This window comes from Deinococcus sp. AB2017081 (genome assembly GCF_034440735.1).
Classification (GTDB): Bacteria; Deinococcota; Deinococci; order Deinococcales; family Deinococcaceae; genus Deinococcus; species Deinococcus rufus.
Map to the genome: position 1 here is coordinate 3,660,754 of NZ_CP140098.1, position 20,674 is coordinate 3,681,427.

Sequence of the window (20,674 nt, forward strand, 5' to 3'; positions counted from 1 at the left end):
GGGGGTTTTCGCGGCGTTGAACCGTTCACCCCGTCAGCCCCGTACCCTGGACGTGACATGGATACCCATGGCTGACGCTCCCACGCTGGGCGGCCTGCGCTCCGACCGGCGCGGCGCCGTGCCGGACGACGTGGCCCTGGCCGCCCGGCTGCGCCGGCGCGACGAGTCTGCCCTGGCCGAGATCTATGACCGACATGCCGGCGCGGTGTACGGCGTGCTGGTTCGGCTGCTCGGCGAGGCCAGTGCCCAGGAGGTCACCCAGGACATCTTCTTGCACCTGTGGGAGCACCCTGGCGCCTTCGACCCGGCGCGGGCGGGACTGCGGGCGTATCTGCTGGTCAAGGCCCGGTCACGCGGCCTGGATCGCCTGCGGGCCACGCGGCCGACCACGCCGCTGTACGCCGACGACGGCGCGGAGCTGCCCCTGCCAGACGACCGCCCGGGCCCGGCGCACGTCGCCGAGACAGCCCAGCGCCGCGACCGCGTCCGGGCCGCTCTGGACGTGCTGTCACCTGCGCACCGGGAGTCGGTGGAACGCGCGTTCCTGCACGGGCAGACCCGCGAGGAGATCGCCGCCCACATGGACGTGCCCGTGGGCACTGTGAAGAGCCGGATCACGTATGCCCTGCGGCACCTCAAGCGGGTGCTGGGAGAGGAGGTGGAGGGATGGCTGGACTGACCCCGGACGACCTGACCCACGCGCAGGTTCAGGACGAGCTGGAGGCACACGTCGGGACGGGCGCGGCGCTGCCCCCGGCGGTCATGGCGCATCTGGCGGGCTGTCCGGCGTGCCGCGCCCACCTGGAACTGCTGCGCGACGTGACACTTGCCCTGCTGGAGGACGTGCCCGAGGTGACGCCGCCCCCAGCCATGAGGATGCACGTTCTGGATGCGGCCCGGAAGACTCCCGGCCCGGCCCGGCGCTGGTGGCCGGCCGCGCTGGGTGTGGCGGCGGCGATCAGCGGCGTCCTGGCCCTGGGCACGCTGCTCACGCCCTCGCGGGGCACGGCGGCCACGCTCCCAGATCCGGCAGTGGTGGTCAGCACCGGCACCTCCCTGCTGATCGCCTCGAACGACCGCGCCGGCACCCTGAGCGTGGTGGCGGGCGGCCGGGTGAGCGCCAGCATGTCCTCCGGCGGCCGCGAGGCTGCATGGTTCACCGAGGGGGTGCGCCTGGGCGACCGGGTCTTCCTGGCCGACGCGGCGAACGACCGCGTGCTGGAGATCCAGCCGAGCCCGCTCACGATCCTGAGAACCTATTCCGTGCCGGACGGCGTGGCCGGCCTGACCGCCACCTCGGGCCCCGACGGCGGCCGCGTGTATTTCAAGAGCGTGCGCGGCGAGGTCGGCACGCTGGGCGGGGCGCGGATCACGATCGCCACCGCGCCCGGCATGCCCCTGGCCGACGTGATGGACGGCGTGCTGCTCGTCGGCGATGCGCTGTTCGTGACCCACCACCTGAGCGGCGAGATCTGCGTGCTCGATCCCCGGACGCTGGCCGTCCGGCGGCGCGTGGCGGTCGGCGGGATGCCGGTGGCGCTGGAGGCGGTTCCGGGCGGCATCCTGGCGCTGGACGTGACCGGCCGGCTGCTGCAGCTGGATCTGGATGGCGTGGTCGTCCAGACCTGGGCCGTGGGCGGCCACCCCGACAAGCTGGGCGTGAACGGCGACGTGGCGATCCTGACCGACCGGGGCGGCACCGTCACCCGCGTGAATCTGGGCACCGGACAGCTGGAGCGGGCCCGACTGGCACATCCCATGGACGTGGTCAGCCTGCCGGACGGGGGCTTCGCCGTGGCCGAGGGCGGGCTGGGCGTGCGCGTCCTGGACACGGAGCTCCGGACGACCGCCAGCATCGAGGGCAGCCGTTGAACCGTCCGCCACTCACCCGCCGTACTGCTGTCAGAGGAGAGGTCGTCCTGCCCCTGGCCTCGACTCCCCGGAGGTTGTCCATGAACAGAGTGTTGCCGCCCGCCCTGACCCTGGCCCTGATGGCCGCCACCGCCGTGGCCGGCATGACCCCGCCCACCGGCATGCCCGACCACGACATGGGCGGCATGCATGACATGAAGGGCTATCAGGTCTACTCGAAGGCGGCCTTCGACGCCGCCAGAACCACGCAGCGCGTGCTGTTCTTCCATGCCACGTGGTGCCCCAACTGCAAACGGGCTGACGCGGACATCACGAAGAACCTGGCGAAGCTGCCGGCCGGCATCGTCGTCTTCAAGACCGACTACGACCGGGAAACGGCCCTGAAAAAACAGTACGGCATCGCGTACCAGCACACCTTCGTGCTGGTGGACGCGCAGGGCAAGGCCCTGAAGAAGTGGGCGGGCGGTGGCCTGAAGGAGATCATGGCTGCGGCCGCCGCTGCGAAGAAGATGTAGATGCTGCTGCTGCTCGTGGCCTTCGTGGGCGGCGTCCTGACCGTCCTGTCACCGTGCGTGCTGCCGGTACTGCCGGTGCTGCTGTCCGGCACCGTCGGGGGCCGGGGCCGTCCGCCGGGAATCATCGCCGGATTCATTGCCAGTTTCGTGCTGCTCACCCTGTTCCTGGCGAGCATCGTGGGGGCCCTGAACCTCAGCCCCGATGTGATCCGCTGGGTGGCCACGCTCCTGCTGCTGGGCTTCGGCCTGACGCTGGCCGTGCCTGCCCTGCACACCCGGTTCGAGCTGGTCATGGCCCGCGCCGTGCCGCAGCGTCAGGGCCGGGACGTCGACGGCTTTCTGGGCGGCGTGCTGGTCGGGGCCACCCTGGGCGTGGTCTGGACGCCGTGCGTGGGGCCGATCCTGGCGAGCGTGACCACCCTGGCCCTGAGCGGTCAGGTCACCGGCTTCGCGGTCGCGGCCACCGTGGCCTACGCTGCAGGGGTCGCCCTGCCCATGCTGGGCGTCATGTGGGGAGGCCGCCGCGTGCTGCATCGGCCCGCGCTGCTCAGCCGTCTGGGCGGCATCCAGCAGGCGTTCGGCGTGGTGCTGGTGGTGTTCGCCGTGGGCATGGCCTTCGGCGTGGATCGACGTGCCCAGACCGCGCTGGTGAACGCGGTTCCCGCCCTCCAGAACCTGACCTTCCTGGAAGAGACGGCGGCAGTGCAGACGGAACTGGAGCGGCAGTCGCGGTGAGGAGGAGTGGCGCCGGAGGCCGGGTGGGATCGGGGGTTCAGGATGGGGGCGTGTCTGCCGGCCCGCAGGCGCATCAGGTGGAATGACCGACGCAGCGCGTCATCCAGCCTATGGGCGAGCTCCGCTCGCCACCCCCCTTCCAGCCTCCCCCGCAAGGGGGGAGGAGCGAAAAGAAGGGCGTCCCAGCCGTCATTCTCTGCAATGCACACCAGGCGTCGCAAAGGGGAGGAGGTAAGAGACGAAGCCCCCTCCCCTGCCCCTGACTGAATGCCATCGCACGTGGCCCCATCCGCTCAGGGGCGGCCCTTCGCTCCTCTTGCTCCATCAACGTAGGCTGACCCGCTCATGGGCGCGCAGCGCACGGGCGCTGACAGCGTGAATGCAATAGGCAGAGACGCCGCCTCCACAGCTCCGAGAACACGGCCACCAGCGCTGCCCAACTCGCACTTTGCCGAGCGCAGCGCTTAGCTCCCCCTGCCCTCTGGGTAGGGGGCTGGGGGGTGGGCAATCCATCGCTACGCTGACCTTCAGGACTCAGTGCAGCGGCACGTGCCCAGGGAACCCCAGCAGGTAGTCCAGCAGATCCCCGACCATCGCCGAGGCCGTGACCATCCCCCCGGCCCCGCCCCCGGCGAAGATCAGGGTGCCGCTCTCCTCGGCCTCGTAGACCAGGGCGTTGCGGCTCTCGCCGGCGGTGCACAGCGGGTGGTCGGCGGGCAGGCGCTGCGGCGCGACCCGCGCGGCCCAGCCGTCCCCCTCTTTCTCCAGACTGGCCACGAGCTTGATCCGCTCGCCGGCCGCGTGGGCGTCCGCGATGTCCTGCGCGGTGACGTGCTCGATCCCCTGGATCTGCACGCGGCCGTAGTCGAAGTCGCCGTCGGCACAGAAGCGGGCCATGACGGCGAGCTTGTGGGCGGTGTCGAAGCCCCCGACATCCAGGGTGGGCGGATCCTCGGCGTAGCCCAGGGCCTGCGCCTCGGCCAGCGCCTGGGCGTAGTCGCGGCCCTGTTCCATCTGGCCCAGGATGTAGTTGCAGGTGCCGTTCAGGATCGCGTGGAGCTGCACGAAGGTGCTGGCCCGCAGCACGGTACTCATGGGCCCGATGACCGGGGTGCCCGCCATGACACTTGCCTCGTAGTACAGGTTGCCGGCCAGGGCGTAGTCGCGCAGTTCGCTCCAGCGCTCGGCGAGCATGGCCTTGTTGGCGGTGATCAGGGGTCGCCCGCTGCGCAGGTAGGGCCGCAGCAGTTCCAGCGGCCGGTCGACCCCGCCCATACATTCGATGACGACGGTGCATTCCTGCAGGAAGTCGCAGGTGTCGGTGACGCGGGTGCCGGCGGGGACGTTCCGGGGACGGTTGACATCGCGCACGAGCACGCCGGCAATCTCGATCTTCACGCCGATGTCATCGAACACACTTTTCCGGCGCTGGATCAGGTTCAGGACATCCTGGCCGACGGTGCCGCTGCCCAGGACGCCCACGGTGACGGTTCTCATGCCGTGGACTGTAACGCGAGCTAAGGGCAGGGCCGCCATGGCGGGTTAGGTGTGGGCGGTAGACTGCCTCCATGTTCCCTGTGTCAAGTGTCTGTCTGCTGGCCCGTGCGTGCGGGCCGGCTGTGAGTTCGCCGTGGCCGGTGCCCGGGCGGACGGCGTATGTCACGTGACGCCCCGCGCGTCTGCGGCGGGAGTGCGCGGAACGCGACCGCGTCGTTCCTGCCTGTCCGTGCCCGCCGTCCCGGATCTCCTCGTCCCACTCGCTGAGGGCCACTGCCGCCCACCGGTGGCCGGATGAGTTCCCGTCTGGAGGAACTCGCCGCCGAATTCGGACTGGTCGAGCGGCGGCTGGGGGATCCGGCCGCGCTGGCCGACGGGCGCGAGTACGCCCGCCTGACCCGCCGCCACCGAGAGCTGCTGCCCCTGGCCACGCTGGTACGCGAGCGCGACGGGCTGAGGGCCGATCTGGACGGCGCCCGCGAACTGCTGACCGATCCCGACATGCGCGAGCTGGCGGCGGGCGAGGTCGCGGCCCTCACGGCGCGGCTGGCCGAGATCGAATCCGAGCTGGAGGTGCTGCTGCTGCCCACCGATCCCGACGACGAGAAGGACGTGGTGCTGGAGCTGCGGGCCGGCGCGGGCGGCGCGGAGGCCGGGCTGTTCGTGATGGATCTGCTGCGCCTGTACACCCGCTACGCGGAGGGTGCCGGACTGAAGGTCAGTGTGCTCGATGCCAGCGAATCCGATCTGGGCGGCGCGAGCAAGGTCGTGGCCGAGGTCTCGGGCGACGGCGCGTTCCGGGCCTTCAAGTGGGAGCGCGGGGTGCACCGCGTGCAGCGCGTGCCGGCCACCGAGTCGCAGGGCCGCATCCACACCAGCACGGCCACCGTGGCGGTGCTGCCCGAGGCCGAGCCGGAGGACGTGCATCTGGATCTGTCGGAGGTGCGGATCGACGTGTACCGCTCACAGGGCGCGGGCGGGCAGGGCGTGAACACCACCGACAGCGCGGTGCGGGCCGTGTACCGTGCCGGAACACCCGACGAGATCGTGGTGGTCTGCCAGGACGGCCGCTCGCAGATCAAGAACCGCGAGAAGGCGCTGCAGGTGCTGGCCTCGCGCCTGGCCGAGCGCGAGCGCGCCGCGCGGGACGCCGCCGAGCGTTCCGAGCGGGCCTCGCAGGTGGGCAGTGGCGACCGCAGCGAGAAGATCCGCACCTACAACTACCCGCAGAACCGTGTGACGGATCACCGCCTGGAGGGCGACGACAAGAATTCGCCCCTGGACGTGGTCATGAACGGAGCGCTTGCGCCGGTCGTCGCCGCCCTGGCCCGCGCCGAGCGTGAGCAGCAGCTGCTGGACATGGGCCAGGAGGGACGGCATGGCGCGGCGTGACCTGCTGGTCGCCGCCGGGATCCTGCGTGACCGCTTCGGGCGGGTGCTGCTGGTCGGGAACGACTGGCAGGGGCACGGGCGGGTGCGCCACACCCTGCCGGGCGGCGTGGTCGAGCCCGGCGAGACGCTGCCCGAGGCGCTGTACCGCGAGATCTTCGAGGAGACAGGGCTCAAGCTGACTGGCATCCGGCACATGGCGTACACCGTGCATATCGAGGACGAGCGCCGGGGCGAGCGGGCGATCGCCGTGGCCTTCGAGGCGACGTGGGAGGGCCTGCTGAATCCGGCCGACCCGGACGGCTTCATCGTGGAGGCACGGTTCTGCACGCCCGAGGAGGCGCTGGTCAAACTGGAGTCTCCGCCCATGCGCGAGCCGCTGAACGACTACCTGACGACCGGTGAGCCGGGTCGCTTCTACGCCTTCAAGGGCTGGGATGGCCGGGGCGGGCTACGGATTCCGGGGCTGAAGTGAGGCCGGGAACCACAGATGAGTGATGCGGCCTTCGTCACGTCGTGGAGCGGTGGCAAGGACAGTGCGCTGGCGTTCCACCGCGCAAAGCGGGCGGGTGGGCAACCGCTGGCGCTCCTGAACGTGCTGGACGAGACCGGCACGCGCACGCGCTCGCACGGGCTGCGGCCGGAGGTGCTGCGTGCCCAGGCCGATGCGCTGGGCGTGCCGCTGTGGACGGCGAACGCGAGCTGGGCCAGCTATGAGGCCGAGTTCACGGCCCTGCTGACACGCGCCGCACAGGCCGGGGCGTCCACGGCGGTCTTCGGCGACATCGATCTGCAGGCCCACCGCGACTGGGAAGAGCAGGTCTGCGCGGCGGCCGGGATCATGCCGGCGCTGCCGCTGTGGCTGGAGCCGCGCCGCGCGCTGGTGGACGAACTGCTGGGTTCAGGCTTCCGCGCCCTGATCGTCGCCGTGCGCGAGGATGCCCTGCCCGCTGACCTGCTCGGTCGCGAACTGGACGCCCCGCTGGTGCAGGAGATCGAGGCGCACGGGGCCGACGCCTGCGGCGAGAACGGCGAGTATCACACGGTGCTGGTGGATGGCCCTGACTTCGCCCATCCGCTGCATCTGGTGCCCGGCCCCCTGGGCGTCCACCACACGGGCGAGGGTTCGCTGCGCGTGGCGACACTGGATCTGGTGCTGGACTGACAGGACGACGCCAGCGCAGGAGCCGTCCCACGCTGGCGTCCCCCATCCGACCTCAGCTGTATTCTACGGCCACGACCTCGAACTTCGCAGTGCCCTTCGGAAGAGGGACTTCCACAGTGTCCCCAGCCCGCTTGCCGCTCAGCGCCTTACCGATGGGCGAGGCGTCGCTGATCTTGCCCTTGAGCACATCGACCTCGTAGGTGCCGACGAGTTCGAACTGGCGCTGGTTGCCCTTCTCGTCCTTCACGGTGATCCTCGCGCCCAGGCCCGCCCCGCCGCTGGCGTCCTCGGGAACCACCACGGCGCGGTGCAGCTGCTCCTCCAGTTCGGAGATGCGGGCCTCGTTCTCGCTCTGCTCCATGCGCGCCTCGTCGTAGGCAGCGCTTTCACGCAGGTCACCGTCCGCGATGGCGCGGCCCATGTTCTCGCTGATCTGCTCGCGGCGGGTGGTCTTCAGGTGGTGCAGCGTTTCGGCCAGCTTGTCATACCCGCGCTGGGTCATGGGAATGCTCTTGTTGCTCATAGACAGTCAAGTATAGGTCACGGGCGGGTTGGGCAGCCGGCTCAGATTTCGTGAAGGCGTCCTCCACCACCCGGACACGGCGGCGTCTACGCTGCACGCATGACCCGATCCGATGACCAGTACAGACAGGACGAGCAGGACGGCGCCGTGGTCGACGAGGGAACGACCCCGGAACTCGTGCAGGACAAGATGGCCACCGAGGACATCCTGCGTGGCGAGGCCGCCGCCGAACGCAGCAACCCCAACGACCAGCCGGGCTTCCAGGACGGCCTGCTGGGCGGCAGCGACTTCGAGGATCGCCAGGGTACACCCAACAATGACGGCGACAGCGATCTGGGTGGCAGCGCCCACGGTGGTGCCGGCGTGACCCGTGCCGGCGGCGTGGACGGCGGCCCGGCCCGCACGACGCCGTTGCCTGGAAGCAAGAAGGGCTGACACGCCCGTCAGGGCAGAGGGCCGGCAGTACAACCGTCACGGCCCCCCCCTGCCCCTCCTCAGCGGCTGTCGCTGGGAACGCCCAGCTGCTCGGCAATGGCCTGCTGAGCGCGTTTCTGGGTGTCCTTGACCTCGACAGCAACGCGCTCGCCACTGTCCAGATCCATGACGAAGTGGTCGCCGTCCAGCCGCACGCGCGACAGGATCTGTTCGTCGCCCTGGGGGCGGGTGGCCGCCCGCAGTTCCACGAAGCGGCGCATGGGCGTGCGGATCACCTTCGGGGCCAGGATCTCCTCGACTTGGAAGATGCCGCCGGAGTTGTTCATGGTCACGTTGATCAGCACCGGCATGGAACGGCCCTGCTCGATCACGACCTCGTCTACCGCCAGGGCGCTGATCGAGTGGATGTCCACGCTGCCCAGCGAGAAGGCCTTGCGGCCCCGGCCCTTGGTGATGTCGGTGCCGTCCGCGACGGCGGTGATCCCGGCCTCCAGCGTGAGCGGCGCGGGGTTGAGGTCGTGACAGTTGATCGCGCCCAGGATGAATGACCGCACCTTGGTGCGTTTGAAGGGATCAGGGTACAGCGGCGTCATGATCCGGTCGAGGATCGGCAGGGCCAGGGCCACGCCGTGGGCCTCGTGGCCCACACGGTGGATCTGGTTGCCGATGTCGTGCAGCATGGTGCCCAGGATCACACACAGGTACACGTCGTCGGCGTCGCCCACGCCGGAATCCATGATGTCAGGCTTCACGCCGCCCGCCAGCAGCAGTTCGGTGATGGCCATGCTGGCCGCGCCCGTGATGAACGCGTGGACACGCCCGTGGTCGTTGTAGCCCAGCTTGCGCATGGTCACGTAGTTGGCCATGTCCCAGCAGGCCAGCGCCTCGGGATCCCCGCGCAGGGCATCGTAGGCGGCCAGGGCGCGCGGATACTCGGCCAGATCGGAACGGATGGCCCCATTGGCCTCCTCGATCAGCTTGGCGCGGGGGGTGGTGAATTCCACGACGCGCTGTCCGGATCCGGCCGGCGCGCTGTCCGGGGCCTCAAGACGGCGGCCCTCGACGTCCTGAACGGTACCGCCCTGCACGCTCAGCTTGAATTTCTGATCCGTGGCGCGGCGCTGCGGGGTGGCGGGGGGAGTGGCTTCGTCCATGGGGGCCTCGGGGCGTGCGGGTCAGGTGGCGTCCGCCCGCCGCTGACGGCGGCAGACGATCCGGCCGGAGGGAACTGGAAGGCGGAGCGGGAACAGCGCCAGGACGACCGCGCTACTCACCCTGGAAGGCCGGGCGGCGCTTGTTCAGGAAGGCATCCACACCCTCCTGGAAGTCCTTCGTGGCCGTGGCGAGGCCGAACATGTCTGCCTCGATCTCCAGACCGGCGTCGAGCGTGGTGTCCAGCCCTCGCCGCACCGCCTCCTTGACCAGCGACAGCGCGACCGGCGCGTTCCTGAGGATCTGCTCCGCGACCTCGCGGGCCCTGGTCAGGGCATCGTCGGCCACGTAGTTCACGAGGCCCATGGCCAGCGCCTCCTCGGCCGGCACCTGGCGGGCGGTGAGCATCAGGTCCAGGGCGCGGCCCGCGCCGATCAGGCGGGACAGGCGCTGCGTGCCGCCGAAGCCCGGCAACAGCCCCAGCGTGACCTCCGGCAGGCCCAGGCGGGCACCGGTCGCGGCCACCCGGATGTCGCAGGCCAGGGCCAGTTCCAGGCCGCCCCCCAGGGCGTAGCCGTTCACGGCCGCGATCACCGGAATGGGCAGGGTCGAGATACGCGTCATGACGTCCTGGCCCGACAGGGCGAGTTCCCGTCCGTCGTACACGGACTGCACCTGCCGGAACTCGCTGATGTCTGCCCCCGCCACGAAGGCGCGGTCGCCGGCCCCGGTGATGATCAGCACGCCGACCTCGGCGTCCTCGACGATCATGTCGACCGCCTGCGAGATCTCGCCCAGGGTCTCGGCGTTCAGGGCGTTCAGCGCCTGCGGGCGGCTGATGGTCAGCACGGCGATGGGGCCGTGCTGGTCGATCTGCACCGTATTGAAATCGAGTTCGTCGAGCTGGGTCATGCGTTCATCCTGCCACGGCGGCAGCGGCGCTGTCCGTGGCGTGGAGCGTGACGGTGGCCTCCAGCGCCACCCGCACCATGCGGTCGACCCCGCCCGCCAGGACGTCCTCGGGCACGAGCTGCGGATCACCGATGTCGTTGCTGCACGCGGTCAGGCACCCGGCGCGGATGCCGCGCAGCGCCGCGACGAGGAAGATCGCGCTGGCCTCCATCTCGAAGCCCAGGACGCCGCGCGAGGCCCACAGTCGGGCGTGCGCCGGGGTGCTGGCATAGAAGGCGTCCTCGGTCATGACGAGGCCGACGTGGTGTGGCACGTCCAGGGCGCGGGCCGCCACGACCGCCGCGTGCACGACGTCGAAGCTGGCCGCCGGGGCGTACGGGGCACCGTCCAGCAGCTGCCGCGTGGTGCCGTCGTTGGGCACGGCGGCCGTGGCGATCACCAGATCGGCGGGCGCGACCGTGGGCGTGGCTCCGCCCAGGGTACCCACCCGGATCAGGGTCGTTGCCCCCAGCCGGGCGAGTTCCTCGGCAACGATGGCGGCGCTGGGGCAGCCCATGCCGGTCGTCTGCACCGACACCGGCACCCCCCGGTATGTGCCGGTGTACCCGAGCAGGCCCCGGTGCGTGGTGTAGGCCCGCGCCCCGTCCAGATAGGTCTCGGCGATGTGCCGGGCGCGGTTGGGATCGCCGGGCAGCAGGACAGAGGGAGCGACGTCGCCCGGCTGGGCACGGACGTGGATCTGGGTCATGCCGGGAGTATAGGCAGCGTGCCGGGCCTGCGACCGGGCCACACGGGCCGCCTCTCATGGGGGTGACCGGTGGCGTGACCGCGTCCGGCCCGGCCCACCACCCCCGTCCACCACCCCCGCCGAAGTTCTCATGAGATGTCAGTTCCCAGGGATTCGTCAGGTTTCTCATGGTTATGACCAATTCCTCGACATGGCCGCAGATTCGGGACTCATGGACGACTCGGCCATTCTCATCCTGTCTTCATTGTGACTTCTGAAACGATCTGAAGATGTATTTCGTGAAGTTCCACGCAGCCGCGTTCACGCGGGACTCACTGCCCGTGCCTACGGTGGGCCAAGGACGACGGCCGGGCCCCGAGCCTGGCGGTCAGCCGCCCAAGGAGACTCCATGCGCAAATCACTGATCCTCATGTCCACCCTGGCCCTCAGCCTGGGCGCCGCGAGCGCCCAGGACACCACGACGCCCGCCGCGCCCGCGACGACCGCCGCTCCGGCCCCGGTCACGCTGAGCGACGTTCCGGCCGGTCACTGGGCCAAGGACGCCGTCGACAAGATCGTCTCCTGCGGCCTGATCCAGGGCTTCCCGGACGGCACCTTCCGGGGCAACGAGAACCTGACCCGCTACCAGGCGGCCCTGATCTTCTACCGTCTGCTGCAGTCCGGCCAGCTCGCCAGCTGCGGGTTCAGCGCCGGCGACATGACCACCATCACCAACGGCATGCAGGAAGTCAGCACCGAGCTGGCCGCCATCGCCAACCGCGTGACGGATCTGGAGAAGCTGAGCGCCGACCAACAGGCCCGGATCACGGCCCTGGAAGAGAAGATCAACGCCGCGGCGGCCCCCACGGCCAGCGCCGACGTCACGGCCCTCCAGGCCCGTGTGGACGCCCTGGAAGCCGCGATCCGCAACATCCCCGCAGGCCCTGCGGGTCCGGCCGGCCCGGCGGGTCCTGTGGGCCCCGCAGGTCCTGCGGGCCCGGCGGGCCCCGCCGGCACCAGCGCGACCGTCACCACCCCGGCGCCCGCACCGGTCGACACCACGGTGCCCAGCACCACGGTCGTGATCGGTGACACCGCGCCCGAAGCGGCCACCAACACCAGCAGCCTGTATGCCGGCATCAGCGCCGGTGCCCGCACCAGCCAGGACAGCTGCACCGTGCGCGGCAACACGGTGAACTACTGCGTGACGGCCGGCGCCATGATCGGCAGCACCAGCGTGATCGGCCCGGTGGGTGCCCGCGTGGCCGCCGAGTACCAGCCCGGCAACAACGCCGTGAGTGCCGATGTCAACGCCATGTACCACCTGAATGCCGGCGGCAGCCTGAGCCCCTACGTGGGCGCCGGTCTGGGTCTGACCAGCAGCGCGGCCCGCAGCGGCACGGGCAACACCACCGACCTGTACGGCAACCTGGTGCTGGGTGCGGACTACCGCATCACGTCCTCCATCGCGGCGTACATCGAGGGTGACGGCCGGTACTACCTGAGCAACAAGGGAATAGGTGCGGGCCAGGGCGCTAGTGCGGCCACCGACTCCAGGGGCTTCGGCGTGGCCGTCAAGGCCGGCCTGAAGTTCTACTTCTGAGCCCATTCACTGAGCCGCTGCTGACCTGAGCAGACGCTTCCGGACACAGGATTCCCTTGCGGAGTCCTGTGTCTTGTCATGGTCTGCCACCGGACAGGATTCCCGCGCTGCGTGGGTCGTGGCACCGCCCTCCACATGCTCCACGGCCCAGACGCCATGCCCTAGACTGGCAGCATGCGGCTCGTCTCGTTCGTGCAGGTGCTGCTGCTGCTGGGGATCGCGGCCTACCTGCTGCTGGTCACGCTGGAGAACCCGGCCACCGTGCGCCTTCCCCTCCCGCTGGGCGGGGGTGAGCTGACGCTGTCGGTCGGTCTGGCCGTCACGGTGTTCCTGCTGCTGGGGGCCGCGTACGCCGCGCTGCTGCTGCTGCCTCCGGTTCTGCGCGAGCAGGCCCGCCGCCGCCGTGAGGGCCGCGAACGCGCCCGCGTCGAGGATCGCCTGACCGCTACCCTGCAGGCGCGCCTGGGGGCCTTGCCAGCACCGGCGGCGGTGAAACCCGAGACCACCGACGTGTCGCCGCCGGTCATGGAGACGCCGTGAGTCCGCGCCCCGAGACAGCGCGGCCCACGCCGGCGTGGCACCTCGCGCCACCGGCCAGCCGCGAGGCGCTGCTGGACACCATGCGGGCGTGGCGCGTGTCGCCGCCGGTGGCGCAGGTGCTGTCGGGCCGGCACCTCACACCCGCGCTGCTCGACCCCCCCCTGACCCTGACGCCGAATCCGGCGCTGCGCGAGGCGGCCCGGCGGCTGGTCACGGCCATCCGGGCCGGCAAGCGCATCCGGATCCACGGCGACTACGACGCCGACGGCGTGTCGGCCACCGCCGTGCTGGTGCTGGGCCTGCGCCGCGTGGGGGCCGAGGTTCACGGCTTCATCCCGCACCGCCTGAACGAGGGCTACGGAGTGCATCCAGATAAGGTCGAGGAACACGCCGGCGCGAGTGACGTGTTCGTCACGGTGGACTGCGGCGTGACGAACGTGGCCGAGGTCGCCGCGCTGGTGGCCCGGGGCACCGAGGTCATCGTCACGGATCACCACGCTCCCGGTCAGGACTTCCCAGCCGCGCTGGTCGTGCACCCGCACCTCACGGACGGCTACGACGCCGGGCTGCACAACCTGACCGGCGCGGGCGTGGCCTACCACCTGCTGTGGGCCGTGCACGAGGAACTGGGGGCACCCGAACCGCGCGATCTGAGCGCGCTGGCGACCCTGGGCACTGTCGCCGACGTGGCCCCGCTGATCGGCGAGAACCGTGCCCTGGTGCGGGCCGGCCTGGACGCCCTGGCGACCACCGAGCTCCCGGGCCTGCGGGCGCTGCTGGACAGTGGCCGCGTGAAGCGTCCCAGTGCGCGGGACGTGGCCTTCATCCTCGCGCCGCGCATCAACGCCGCCGGCCGCCTGGGCGAGGCCGACATCGCCCTGACGCTCCTGACCACATCCAGCGCCCACGAGGCGAGCCGACTTGCGGAATACCTGGAGACGCGCAATCTGGAGCGCCGCAAGCTCCAGGACGACATGTTCACCCACGCGCTGGCCATTGCCGACCCCAGCGAGCCCGCGCTGGTGGTCACGCACCCGGACTGGCACGCAGGGGTGATGGGTATCGTGGCGAGCAAGCTGCTGGAGACCTACCACAAGCCGGTGTTCATCGTCGCCCAGGGCAAGGGCTCGGTGCGGAGCACGCCGGGGATCAGCGCTGTCGGCGCCCTGGAGGACAGCCGCGCCCTCCTGAAGCGCTTCGGCGGGCACCCCGGCGCGGCGGGCTTCGCCATCGACGACGTGAACATCGCGGCGCTGCGCGACCGTCTTCACCACTACGTGCGGCAGTTCCCGACTCCCCAGCCCCGCGTGCGCCTGGACGCTCCCCTGCCCGTGCTGGGCGCGACACTGGATCTGGTGACCGAGACGGCCGCCTTCGAACCCTTCGGCGAGGGCCACGCCCTGCCGCTGTGGCACGTGCGCGACGGACTCACCGATACGCGGCTGGTCGGCAAGCGCGGCGACACCCTCCAGTTCCGGGTCGGCCCGCTGCGTGGCGTGAAGTACAGCGAGCCGGACGCCACCCCCGGCGACCGTGACCTCGCGTCGCATCTGGTGGTCAGCGAGTGGCGCGGGCAGACGCGGCTGGAGCTGCACGCCCAGGCGCTGCGCCCCCCGGCCGAGATGACCCTGGACGCGCCCCCGGTGGGCGTGGACGTGCCCCGTCTGGTGCCCAGGGATGCCATGCAGCGCCTGGGTTCCGGCGGGTCTGCATACGCCCTGGGCGGGATCGCCACCTACCTGCGCGACAACGTGCCCGGCGTGACCCTGATCGCTCCCGGCGACCCGCATCCCGGCGGCGAGCTGATCCTGTATACCCTGCCCGGCGAGGACGACCTGCGCCGCTGGCTCACGCAGGGGCGGGTGGCCTTCGCCTTTGGCCCCAAGACCCTGGCCGAGCTGGAAGGTGCCCTGACCCGTCACCACCTGACCGCGCCCCCGGCCAACCCCCTGGCCGACGCCACGCTGGACGACCGGCACATGCAGACCAGTGCCGACGCCTACCGCCGCTGGCAGTGGGCCCACCACCACCGCGTGCTCGACGACGCCGGCTGGAGCGCCAGCGTGTACGCCATGCTGGGGCTGGACGTGCCACGGGCTGAGGCGGAACCGGCACTCGTGGGGGTCACAGGGGACTGAGCCAGTAGGGAATCAGTCTACTTTTGGCATACGGTCAATTCAGAACCGTTCTTCGTAGTAGAAGTCCGCTGGTCTTGGCTCACGAGTAAGGGCCAACCAGTGAAGCCTGTCCCAACCCATCAACGTCGCCAAACCCTCGTGGAAAGCCCTGGCTTCCCTTCCGGAGGAGGACTGTAGCGCCGCCCAGCGGGACGCAAGATCACCAGACCCGTAGTATGGCTCGATGTGCAGTCGGGTGGATGATCCCACCCACGATTGCCTGAACGCATCCGACGCCGCCGCTACTTTTGTGAGTCCTGACTTTTGTGCCCATTGTACGACCGCCTGCCAGAATGCCGTGTCGTCAGGTGGTCGAGCAGGCAGCCGAAGGAAGTACGTTGCGGTCTGCGGCCGGACATCGAGATCCCATTCAAACTTCAAGGCCTGCTCCTCGACCAGTACATAGGCACTGGAGGCGTGTACGTGACCAGCGACTTCAATGCTCCCATCTGCACGAATCCAGTACCCAAATGGATGTGCGTCGGTCAGAGCGACACATTCGTCAAGATACGGCCCATCCGAGCCGTTTTCAGGTACAGGAGACTGAATGCCCCAGCGATACGGATTCTCGCGCAGCCCGTCGTAAAAGACGTGGCCAGCAAGATCGCGCTGAAAGGCAACGACGGGCTCGTACACAGGGAGACCAGCACTCAGAAAGCGCTCCTTGATCTGATCCAGGGACACGAACGGGTGACCGTCATCGTCTGACCGTTGCCTTGGAGACGCAGCAAGCAGGCGAGCGGCACGATGCGTCCACGGCCAAACGGACTGTGGGGCAGATGAAAAGAAACTCAGATCAGGGCCTGTCTCTATATGGCAATGATACGGGAATTCATGTACTCACCTGCATGTGGAGTGCGCGGCGGGTGTTGGCGTTCCCTCCGTCAGTGACGGCCCCCATCTCTCGTCGCCGCTAGACTTCCGGCATGGACAATCTGGTGATCGTGGCGGCACGGCGCACGCCGATCGGGAGCTTCCTGGGCAGCCTGAAGGACGTGACGGCCGCGCAGCTGGGCGTGACGGCGGCGAAGGCCGTGCTGGAGGGCGTGAACGGCGCGGACGTGGCCGACGTGATCGTGGGCAACGTGCTCCAGGCGGGGCAGGGCATGAACGTGGGCCGGCAGGTCGGGATGGGCGCGGGCCTGCCGCAGGACGTGCCGGGCCTGACGGTGAACCGCGTGTGCGGCAGCGGCCTGCAGGCCGTGATCAGCGCCGCACAGGCCATCCGCGCCGGTGACGGTCAGCTGTACGTGGCGGGCGGCACGGAGTCCATGAGCCGCGCCCCGTACCTGCTGCCCCGCGCCCGCGAGGGCTACCGCCTGGGCCACGGGCAGCTCGTGGACTCGATCCTGTCCGAGGGGCTGACCGACGTGTTCGGGGACTACCACATGGGCATCACGGCCGAGAACATCGCCGCGCAGTGGGGCATCACGCGCGAGGAGCAGGACGCCTTCGCGCTGGAGAGCCAGACCCGCGCCGCCGCTGCGCTGGAGCACCGGCATTTCGCCGCCGAGCTGGTCAGTGTGGAGGTGCCCGGAAAGAAGGGCCCGACCGTGTTCGACACGGACGAGTACCCCCGCGCGACCTCCCTGGAGGCGTTGGGCAAGCTGAAACCCGCCTTCAAGAAGGACGGCACGGTGACCGCCGGGAACGCCAGCGGCCTGAACGACGGCGCGGCCATACTGTTGATCGCCACGCCCGAGTACGCCCACGCCCACGGCCTGCCGGTGCTCGCCGAGATCGCCAGCTACGCCGCCATCGGCGTCGATCCGGCCATCATGGGCATCGGGCCCGCGAGGGCCGTGCCCATCGCCCTGGAACGCGCGGGCCTGACCGTGGCCGACGTGGATCTCTTCGAACTGAACGAGGCCTTCGCCGCGCAGTCCCTGGCCGTCGTGCGCGACCTGAACGCCGACCCGGCCCGCGTGAACGTCACCGGGGGCGCGGTCGCGCTGGGGCATCCCATCGGCGCGAGCGGGGCGCGGGTGCTCGTCACGCTGATCCACGCGCTGCGCCGCACCGGCAAGGAACACGGCGTCGCCAGCCTGTGCATCGGCGGCGGCATGGGCGTGGCGATGGTGGTACGGGCGAGGTAGGGCGAAGAGGGCTGATGGCTGACGGCAGAGAGCCGATGCGACCTCGTGCATCCGCTTGAAAGCACCGAAACCCCCACCCTGACCACATGCCGTCGGGCGCGCAGCGCACGGGCAACGACGCGATCATGCCCAGGGCAGCTACGCCTCCCCACGCCGACGCAAACCCCAGAAAGGCCGGCCAGAACGCAACAGCGACCACATGCCGAGCGCAGCGCTTCGCTCCCCTGCCCCTCTGGGGTAGGGGCTGGGGGTGGGGCAGCCCGCCGCATACGCCCACCTTCCACATGCCTCAACCAACCAGCCCACCCGGACGTGCCTTCCGATCAAAACTCAGCCCGGTGTGCCCGTCTCCTCCACCGTACGCGTGACATACACCCGCGCTTCCCACGGCTGGAGGACGCCCGGCGGCACCTCGCCCGGCGCGGCGTAGTTGCCGATCAGCAGTTCCGCATTGGCCGGAAGCTCCAGCACGCCGTCCAGATCGAGCACCGCGCCGCCGAAGTTCAGGAGCACCAGCAGCTGCTCCTGCGCGTGGGTGCGCAGGTAGGCGTACAGCGTGTCGTGGGTCGGGCGCAGGTCGTCGTACCGGCCGTCCACGATGGCGGGGTGTTCGCGGCGCAGGCGGATCAGGTCGCGGTAGTACCAGTACACGCTGTCCGGGTCGGCGATGGCGGCCTCGGCGTTGATGTCGGGATACGTGGGGTTCAGCGGAATCCACGGAGTGCCGGTCGTGAAGCCCGCGTGCTCGCCGGCCGTCCACGGCATGGGCGTGCGGGCGTTGTCGCGGCCCTTGGCGTGGATCATCGCCAGCACCTCGGCCGGATCGCGGCCCCCCTGCGTGACGTCCTCGCGGTAGAGGTTCAGGGTGTCCACGTCGCGGTAGTCGTCGATGGACGTGAAGCGCGCGTTGGGCATCCCGAGTTCGTCGCCCTGGTACACGTACGGGGTGCCCTGGAGGGTGAACAGCAGCGTGGCGAGCATCTTGGCGGAGGCGACGCGGTGCTCGCCGTCGTCGCCGAAGCGGGAGACCATCCGGGGCACGTCGTGGTTCCCCAGGTACAGGGAGTTCCAGCCGCGGCCGTGCAGGCCGGTCTGCCAGCGGCCCAGCACCCGCTTGAGTTCCGGCACGGCGTAGGGCACGGTCGTCCAGCGGGGGCGGGCGCTCGTGGTGTCCTTGTCGACGGCCATATGGTCGAACTGGAAGACCATGTCCAGCGGGCCGGTCTGCGGGTCGGTCAGGACGGCGGCCTGCTCGGGGGTGGTGCCGGGCGTCTCGCCGACCGTCATGACGTCGTACTTTGACAGCACTTCTGCCCTCATCTCGCGCAGGTAGTCCAGCAGACGCGGGCCGTTCAGGAAGTGCTCCTCGGCCAGGGGGTAGGCGTAGTCCGCGCCGGGCGCGGTGTCCGGGTAGCCCGGCACCTTCGAGAGCATGTTGATGGTGTCCATGCGGAAGCCGTCGATGCCGAGTTCCAGCCAGAAGGTCATCAGGTCGTACACCTCGCGCCGCACGCGGGGATTCTCCCAGTTCAGGTCGGGCTGCTCGGGCGCGAAGAGGTGCAGGTAGGACTCGCCGGTGGCGGGGTCGAGCTGCCACGCGCTGCCGCCGAAGTGGGAGCCCCAGTTGCTGGGCGGCCCGCTGTCCCTGCCCGGCTGCCACAGGTAGTAGTCGCGGTACGGACTGTCGGTGGACGACCGGGCCTCCAGGAACCACGGGTGGCGGTCGCTGGTGTGGTTGACCACCAGATCCATGACCAGCCGCATGCCGCGCGCGTGCAGCCCGGCCAGGAGTTCCTGCCAGTCGGCGAGCGTGCCGAACTCCGGCGCGATGGCGCGGTAGTCGGTGATGTCGTAGCCGCCGTCCACGCCGCCGTGCGGGTAGACCGGGCACAGCCACACGACGTCCACGCCGAGCGCATGCAGGTAGTCGAGTTTCGAGGTGATGCCGCGCAGGTCGCCCACGCCGTCGCCGTCACTGTCCATGAAGGACTTGGGATAGATCTGGTACACGGTGCTGCGCCGCCACCACGCCCCGTCTGGCTGTTCCATGCCCGATGCTATCCCGCTACCCTGGGCGCATGACCTCCGAGGCCGAGCGGGAGCTGTTCCTGGCGATCCAGGCAAGCGACGACGCGCAGGTGCGCGCCCTGGTGCGCGCGGAGCCGACGCTGCTGCGGGCCGTGAGCCCCATGGGCGTGTCGCCGGTGCTGTTCGCCACGTACTACGGCAGACACGACGTGGCCCGCGTGCTCGTCGAGGAGGGCGCGCCGCTCGACGTGTTCGAGGCGGCGGCAGTGGGCGACATCGGGCGCGTGCAGGCCCTGCTGGCGGACGAGGCGGATGTCAACGCGGTCAGCGGCGACGGCTTCTCGGCGCTGGGCCTCGCGGCCTTCTTCGGCAGGGCGGATGTGGCGCGGGTGCTGCTGGAGCGCGGTGCGGACGTGAACGCGGTGAGCACGAACGCCATGCAGGTGCGGCCCCTGCACTCGGCGGTGGCGGGCAACCACGACGCGCTGGCCCGCGAGCTGGTGGCGGCGGGCGCGGACGTGAATGCCGTGCAGCAAGGCGACTTCACGCCCCTGATGGGCGCGGCGCAGCACGGCAACGCGGCGCTCGTGGCGTTCCTGCTGGCTGCCGGGGCGCGGGCGGACGCGGCCACGACGGACGGCCGCACGGCCGCCGACCTCGCGCGCGAGGAGGGGCATGTGGCCGTCCTGAACATGCTGTGACGGCGGCATGAGGGAGCCCGCGGAAGGTCTCAAGGGAACGGAAATGCGGCCGGGCGGCGCAGGGTGGACACTGGGGCATGACCCGCAGCGACGATGAACGCAGCAACCCGCAGGTGACCGGCGCGGACGGCGCGCAGACCGGCTTCCAGGCGCACGATCCCAAGGACGACCACCAGACCGCGTACACGACCACGCCCGCCGACGATCACGTCGGGGCGGCCGACCACGCGAAGTACACGCCGGTGGAACTCCCGAGCGCGAAGGTCGTGACCGGGCAGTTCGACCACCTCGCCACCCGTGACGTGGCGGCCATGGATCACGCCCTCCAAGTGCCGGAATTCGAGGGGGCCGAGACCGTGGATGGCCTGGGCGGCGAACTGCTGGACGAGGTCACGCCGTCGGCGGGCCTGGGGGTGGGCGCGTCCCTGGGCGCGGCGGTGCGCGAACACCACCGCGACATCGACCCCAATCCCGGCTACACCCCGCCCAGCGAGCAGGGCCCGCCCCGCGTGAGCCAGCGGCCCGGCGACCTGCCGGAGGGCGAAACGCCCGAACTCCAGAACGAGGTGCAGGGCGACGGACTCGACCGGCGCTGAGCCGGGGGTGA

The 20,674-nt window shown here is 70.3% G+C and carries 21 protein-coding genes; 14 read left to right on the plus strand and 7 right to left on the minus strand.

The features are described from left to right. Positions 1-67 precede the first annotated feature (67 nt). The 4 genes from U2P90_RS17875 (at position 68) to U2P90_RS17890 (ending at position 3,122) form a co-directional block, all read left to right on the plus strand. On the plus strand, positions 68-679 hold the full coding sequence (locus U2P90_RS17875; protein ID WP_322473192.1) for a sigma-70 family RNA polymerase sigma factor: 612 nt from the start codon (positions 68-70) through the stop codon (positions 677-679). After that, a complete protein-coding gene (locus U2P90_RS17880) occupies positions 667-1,872 on the plus strand; it encodes a hypothetical protein (protein WP_322473193.1) in 1,206 nt (401 codons plus the stop codon). Before U2P90_RS17875 ends, U2P90_RS17880 begins: the two co-directional genes overlap by 13 nt. A gap of 80 nt (positions 1,873-1,952) precedes the next feature. Continuing rightward, a complete protein-coding gene (locus tag U2P90_RS17885; protein WP_322473194.1) occupies positions 1,953-2,387 on the plus strand; it encodes a peroxiredoxin family protein in 435 nt (144 codons plus the stop codon). Then, entirely contained in the window at positions 2,388-3,122 is a 735-nt protein-coding gene (locus U2P90_RS17890; RefSeq protein WP_322473195.1) for a cytochrome c biogenesis CcdA family protein, read from the plus strand. A gap of 534 nt (positions 3,123-3,656) precedes the next feature. Here U2P90_RS17890 and U2P90_RS17895 read toward each other — a convergent pair. Next, positions 3,657-4,619 (minus strand): homoserine dehydrogenase, encoded by a 963-nt coding sequence (locus U2P90_RS17895; RefSeq protein ID WP_322473196.1) that lies wholly within the window; start codon positions 4,617-4,619, stop codon positions 3,657-3,659. Between the two features lie 294 nt (positions 4,620-4,913). Between U2P90_RS17895 and prfA the strand changes: the two genes are divergently transcribed. From prfA to U2P90_RS17910, 3 genes are read left to right on the plus strand one after another with little or no spacing between them, the layout of a single operon-like run. Beyond that, on the plus strand, positions 4,914-6,011 hold the full coding sequence (gene prfA / locus U2P90_RS17900) for a peptide chain release factor 1 (protein WP_295819018.1): 1,098 nt from the start codon (positions 4,914-4,916) through the stop codon (positions 6,009-6,011). Then, on the plus strand, positions 5,998-6,483 hold the full coding sequence (locus U2P90_RS17905; protein ID WP_295819020.1) for an NUDIX hydrolase: 486 nt from the start codon (positions 5,998-6,000) through the stop codon (positions 6,481-6,483). Before prfA ends, U2P90_RS17905 begins: the two co-directional genes overlap by 14 nt. A gap of 15 nt (positions 6,484-6,498) precedes the next feature. After that, positions 6,499-7,173, plus strand: a complete 675-nt coding sequence (locus U2P90_RS17910; protein ID WP_322473197.1) for a hypothetical protein — start codon at positions 6,499-6,501, stop codon at positions 7,171-7,173. A gap of 52 nt (positions 7,174-7,225) precedes the next feature. Here the strand turns inward: U2P90_RS17910 and U2P90_RS17915 are convergent, their stop codons facing one another. Beyond that, positions 7,226-7,696 (minus strand): GreA/GreB family elongation factor, encoded by a 471-nt coding sequence (locus U2P90_RS17915; RefSeq protein WP_322473198.1) that lies wholly within the window; start codon positions 7,694-7,696, stop codon positions 7,226-7,228. Between the two features lie 99 nt (positions 7,697-7,795). Between U2P90_RS17915 and U2P90_RS17920 the strand changes: the two genes are divergently transcribed. Further along, positions 7,796-8,131, plus strand: coding sequence for a hypothetical protein (locus U2P90_RS17920; protein ID WP_295819028.1), 336 nt, complete (start codon positions 7,796-7,798; stop codon positions 8,129-8,131). Between the two features lie 59 nt (positions 8,132-8,190). Here U2P90_RS17920 and U2P90_RS17925 read toward each other — a convergent pair whose 3' ends face one another. From U2P90_RS17925 to U2P90_RS17935, 3 genes are all read right to left on the minus strand, one after another. Beyond that, positions 8,191-9,285 (minus strand): phosphohydrolase, encoded by a 1,095-nt coding sequence (locus tag U2P90_RS17925; RefSeq protein WP_295819029.1) that lies wholly within the window; start codon positions 9,283-9,285, stop codon positions 8,191-8,193. Between the two features lie 112 nt (positions 9,286-9,397). After that, positions 9,398-10,195 carry an enoyl-CoA hydratase/isomerase family protein gene (locus U2P90_RS17930; RefSeq protein WP_295819032.1) on the minus strand — a complete coding sequence of 266 codons (798 nt, stop codon included), beginning with the start codon at positions 10,193-10,195 and terminating at the stop codon, positions 9,398-9,400. 4 nt (positions 10,196-10,199) lie between these two features. Then, on the minus strand, positions 10,200-10,943 hold the full coding sequence (locus U2P90_RS17935; RefSeq protein ID WP_322473199.1) for a purine-nucleoside phosphorylase: 744 nt from the start codon (positions 10,941-10,943) through the stop codon (positions 10,200-10,202). A gap of 388 nt (positions 10,944-11,331) precedes the next feature. Between U2P90_RS17935 and U2P90_RS17940 the strand changes: the two genes are divergently transcribed. From U2P90_RS17940 to U2P90_RS17950, 3 genes are all read left to right on the plus strand, one after another. After that, positions 11,332-12,525 carry an S-layer homology domain-containing protein gene (locus U2P90_RS17940; protein WP_322473200.1) on the plus strand — a complete coding sequence of 398 codons (1,194 nt, stop codon included), beginning with the start codon at positions 11,332-11,334 and terminating at the stop codon, positions 12,523-12,525. A gap of 174 nt (positions 12,526-12,699) precedes the next feature. Further along, positions 12,700-13,065 carry a lipopolysaccharide assembly protein LapA domain-containing protein gene (locus U2P90_RS17945; RefSeq protein WP_295815212.1) on the plus strand — a complete coding sequence of 122 codons (366 nt, stop codon included), beginning with the start codon at positions 12,700-12,702 and terminating at the stop codon, positions 13,063-13,065. Between the two features lie 80 nt (positions 13,066-13,145). Further along, complete coding sequence (locus U2P90_RS17950; protein ID WP_322474723.1) at positions 13,146-15,203, plus strand: single-stranded-DNA-specific exonuclease RecJ; 2,058 nt, start codon at positions 13,146-13,148, stop codon at positions 15,201-15,203. A 39-nt stretch (positions 15,204-15,242) separates the two neighbouring features. On the opposite strand, the gene U2P90_RS17955 is transcribed toward U2P90_RS17950, so the two are convergent. Next, positions 15,243-15,926 (minus strand): hypothetical protein, encoded by a 684-nt coding sequence (locus U2P90_RS17955; RefSeq protein ID WP_322473201.1) that lies wholly within the window; start codon positions 15,924-15,926, stop codon positions 15,243-15,245. 242 nt (positions 15,927-16,168) lie between these two features. Between U2P90_RS17955 and U2P90_RS17960 the strand changes: the two genes are divergently transcribed. Continuing rightward, entirely contained in the window at positions 16,169-17,338 is a 1,170-nt protein-coding gene (locus U2P90_RS17960; protein ID WP_322473202.1) for an acetyl-CoA C-acetyltransferase, read from the plus strand. A 330-nt stretch (positions 17,339-17,668) separates the two neighbouring features. Here the strand turns inward: U2P90_RS17960 and U2P90_RS17965 are convergent, their stop codons facing one another. Beyond that, the gene (locus U2P90_RS17965) at positions 17,669-19,387 is read right to left on the minus strand and encodes an alpha-glucosidase (RefSeq protein ID WP_322473203.1); all 1,719 of its coding nucleotides are present in this window, start codon (positions 19,385-19,387) and stop codon (positions 17,669-17,671) included. Positions 19,388-19,416: 29 nt separating this feature from the next. Here U2P90_RS17965 and U2P90_RS17970 point away from each other — a divergent pair, with 29 nt between their 5' ends. Beyond that, on the plus strand, positions 19,417-20,067 hold the full coding sequence (locus tag U2P90_RS17970) for an ankyrin repeat domain-containing protein (RefSeq protein ID WP_322473204.1): 651 nt from the start codon (positions 19,417-19,419) through the stop codon (positions 20,065-20,067). A gap of 77 nt (positions 20,068-20,144) precedes the next feature. After that, on the plus strand, positions 20,145-20,663 hold the full coding sequence (locus U2P90_RS17975; RefSeq protein ID WP_322473205.1) for a hypothetical protein: 519 nt from the start codon (positions 20,145-20,147) through the stop codon (positions 20,661-20,663). Positions 20,664-20,674: the final 11 nt, after the last annotated feature.

What these genes read in the sequence shown, in the direction of transcription:
- U2P90_RS17875 (WP_322473192.1), top strand. Translation starts at nt 68, where the DNA reads ATGGCTGACGCTCCCACGCTGGGCGGCCTGCGCTCCGACCGGCGCGGC.
- U2P90_RS17880 (WP_322473193.1), top strand. Translation starts at nt 667, where the DNA reads ATGGCTGGACTGACCCCGGACGACCTGACCCACGCGCAGGTTCAGGAC.
- U2P90_RS17885 (WP_322473194.1), top strand. Translation starts at nt 1,953, where the DNA reads ATGAACAGAGTGTTGCCGCCCGCCCTGACCCTGGCCCTGATGGCCGCC.
- U2P90_RS17890 (WP_322473195.1), top strand. Translation starts at nt 2,388, where the DNA reads ATGCTGCTGCTGCTCGTGGCCTTCGTGGGCGGCGTCCTGACCGTCCTG.
- U2P90_RS17895 (WP_322473196.1), bottom strand. Translation starts at nt 4,619, where the DNA reads ATGAGAACCGTCACCGTGGGCGTCCTGGGCAGCGGCACCGTCGGCCAG.
- prfA (WP_295819018.1), top strand. Translation starts at nt 4,914, where the DNA reads ATGAGTTCCCGTCTGGAGGAACTCGCCGCCGAATTCGGACTGGTCGAG.
- U2P90_RS17905 (WP_295819020.1), top strand. Translation starts at nt 5,998, where the DNA reads ATGGCGCGGCGTGACCTGCTGGTCGCCGCCGGGATCCTGCGTGACCGC.
- U2P90_RS17910 (WP_322473197.1), top strand. Translation starts at nt 6,499, where the DNA reads ATGAGTGATGCGGCCTTCGTCACGTCGTGGAGCGGTGGCAAGGACAGT.
- U2P90_RS17915 (WP_322473198.1), bottom strand. Translation starts at nt 7,696, where the DNA reads ATGAGCAACAAGAGCATTCCCATGACCCAGCGCGGGTATGACAAGCTG.
- U2P90_RS17920 (WP_295819028.1), top strand. Translation starts at nt 7,796, where the DNA reads ATGACCCGATCCGATGACCAGTACAGACAGGACGAGCAGGACGGCGCC.
- U2P90_RS17925 (WP_295819029.1), bottom strand. Translation starts at nt 9,285, where the DNA reads ATGGACGAAGCCACTCCCCCCGCCACCCCGCAGCGCCGCGCCACGGAT.
- U2P90_RS17930 (WP_295819032.1), bottom strand. Translation starts at nt 10,195, where the DNA reads ATGACCCAGCTCGACGAACTCGATTTCAATACGGTGCAGATCGACCAG.
- U2P90_RS17935 (WP_322473199.1), bottom strand. Translation starts at nt 10,943, where the DNA reads ATGACCCAGATCCACGTCCGTGCCCAGCCGGGCGACGTCGCTCCCTCT.
- U2P90_RS17940 (WP_322473200.1), top strand. Translation starts at nt 11,332, where the DNA reads ATGCGCAAATCACTGATCCTCATGTCCACCCTGGCCCTCAGCCTGGGC.
- U2P90_RS17945 (WP_295815212.1), top strand. Translation starts at nt 12,700, where the DNA reads ATGCGGCTCGTCTCGTTCGTGCAGGTGCTGCTGCTGCTGGGGATCGCG.
- U2P90_RS17950 (WP_322474723.1), top strand. Translation starts at nt 13,146, where the DNA reads ATGCGGGCGTGGCGCGTGTCGCCGCCGGTGGCGCAGGTGCTGTCGGGC.
- U2P90_RS17960 (WP_322473202.1), top strand. Translation starts at nt 16,169, where the DNA reads ATGGACAATCTGGTGATCGTGGCGGCACGGCGCACGCCGATCGGGAGC.
- U2P90_RS17965 (WP_322473203.1), bottom strand. Translation starts at nt 19,387, where the DNA reads ATGGAACAGCCAGACGGGGCGTGGTGGCGGCGCAGCACCGTGTACCAG.
- U2P90_RS17970 (WP_322473204.1), top strand. Translation starts at nt 19,417, where the DNA reads ATGACCTCCGAGGCCGAGCGGGAGCTGTTCCTGGCGATCCAGGCAAGC.
- U2P90_RS17975 (WP_322473205.1), top strand. Translation starts at nt 20,145, where the DNA reads ATGACCCGCAGCGACGATGAACGCAGCAACCCGCAGGTGACCGGCGCG.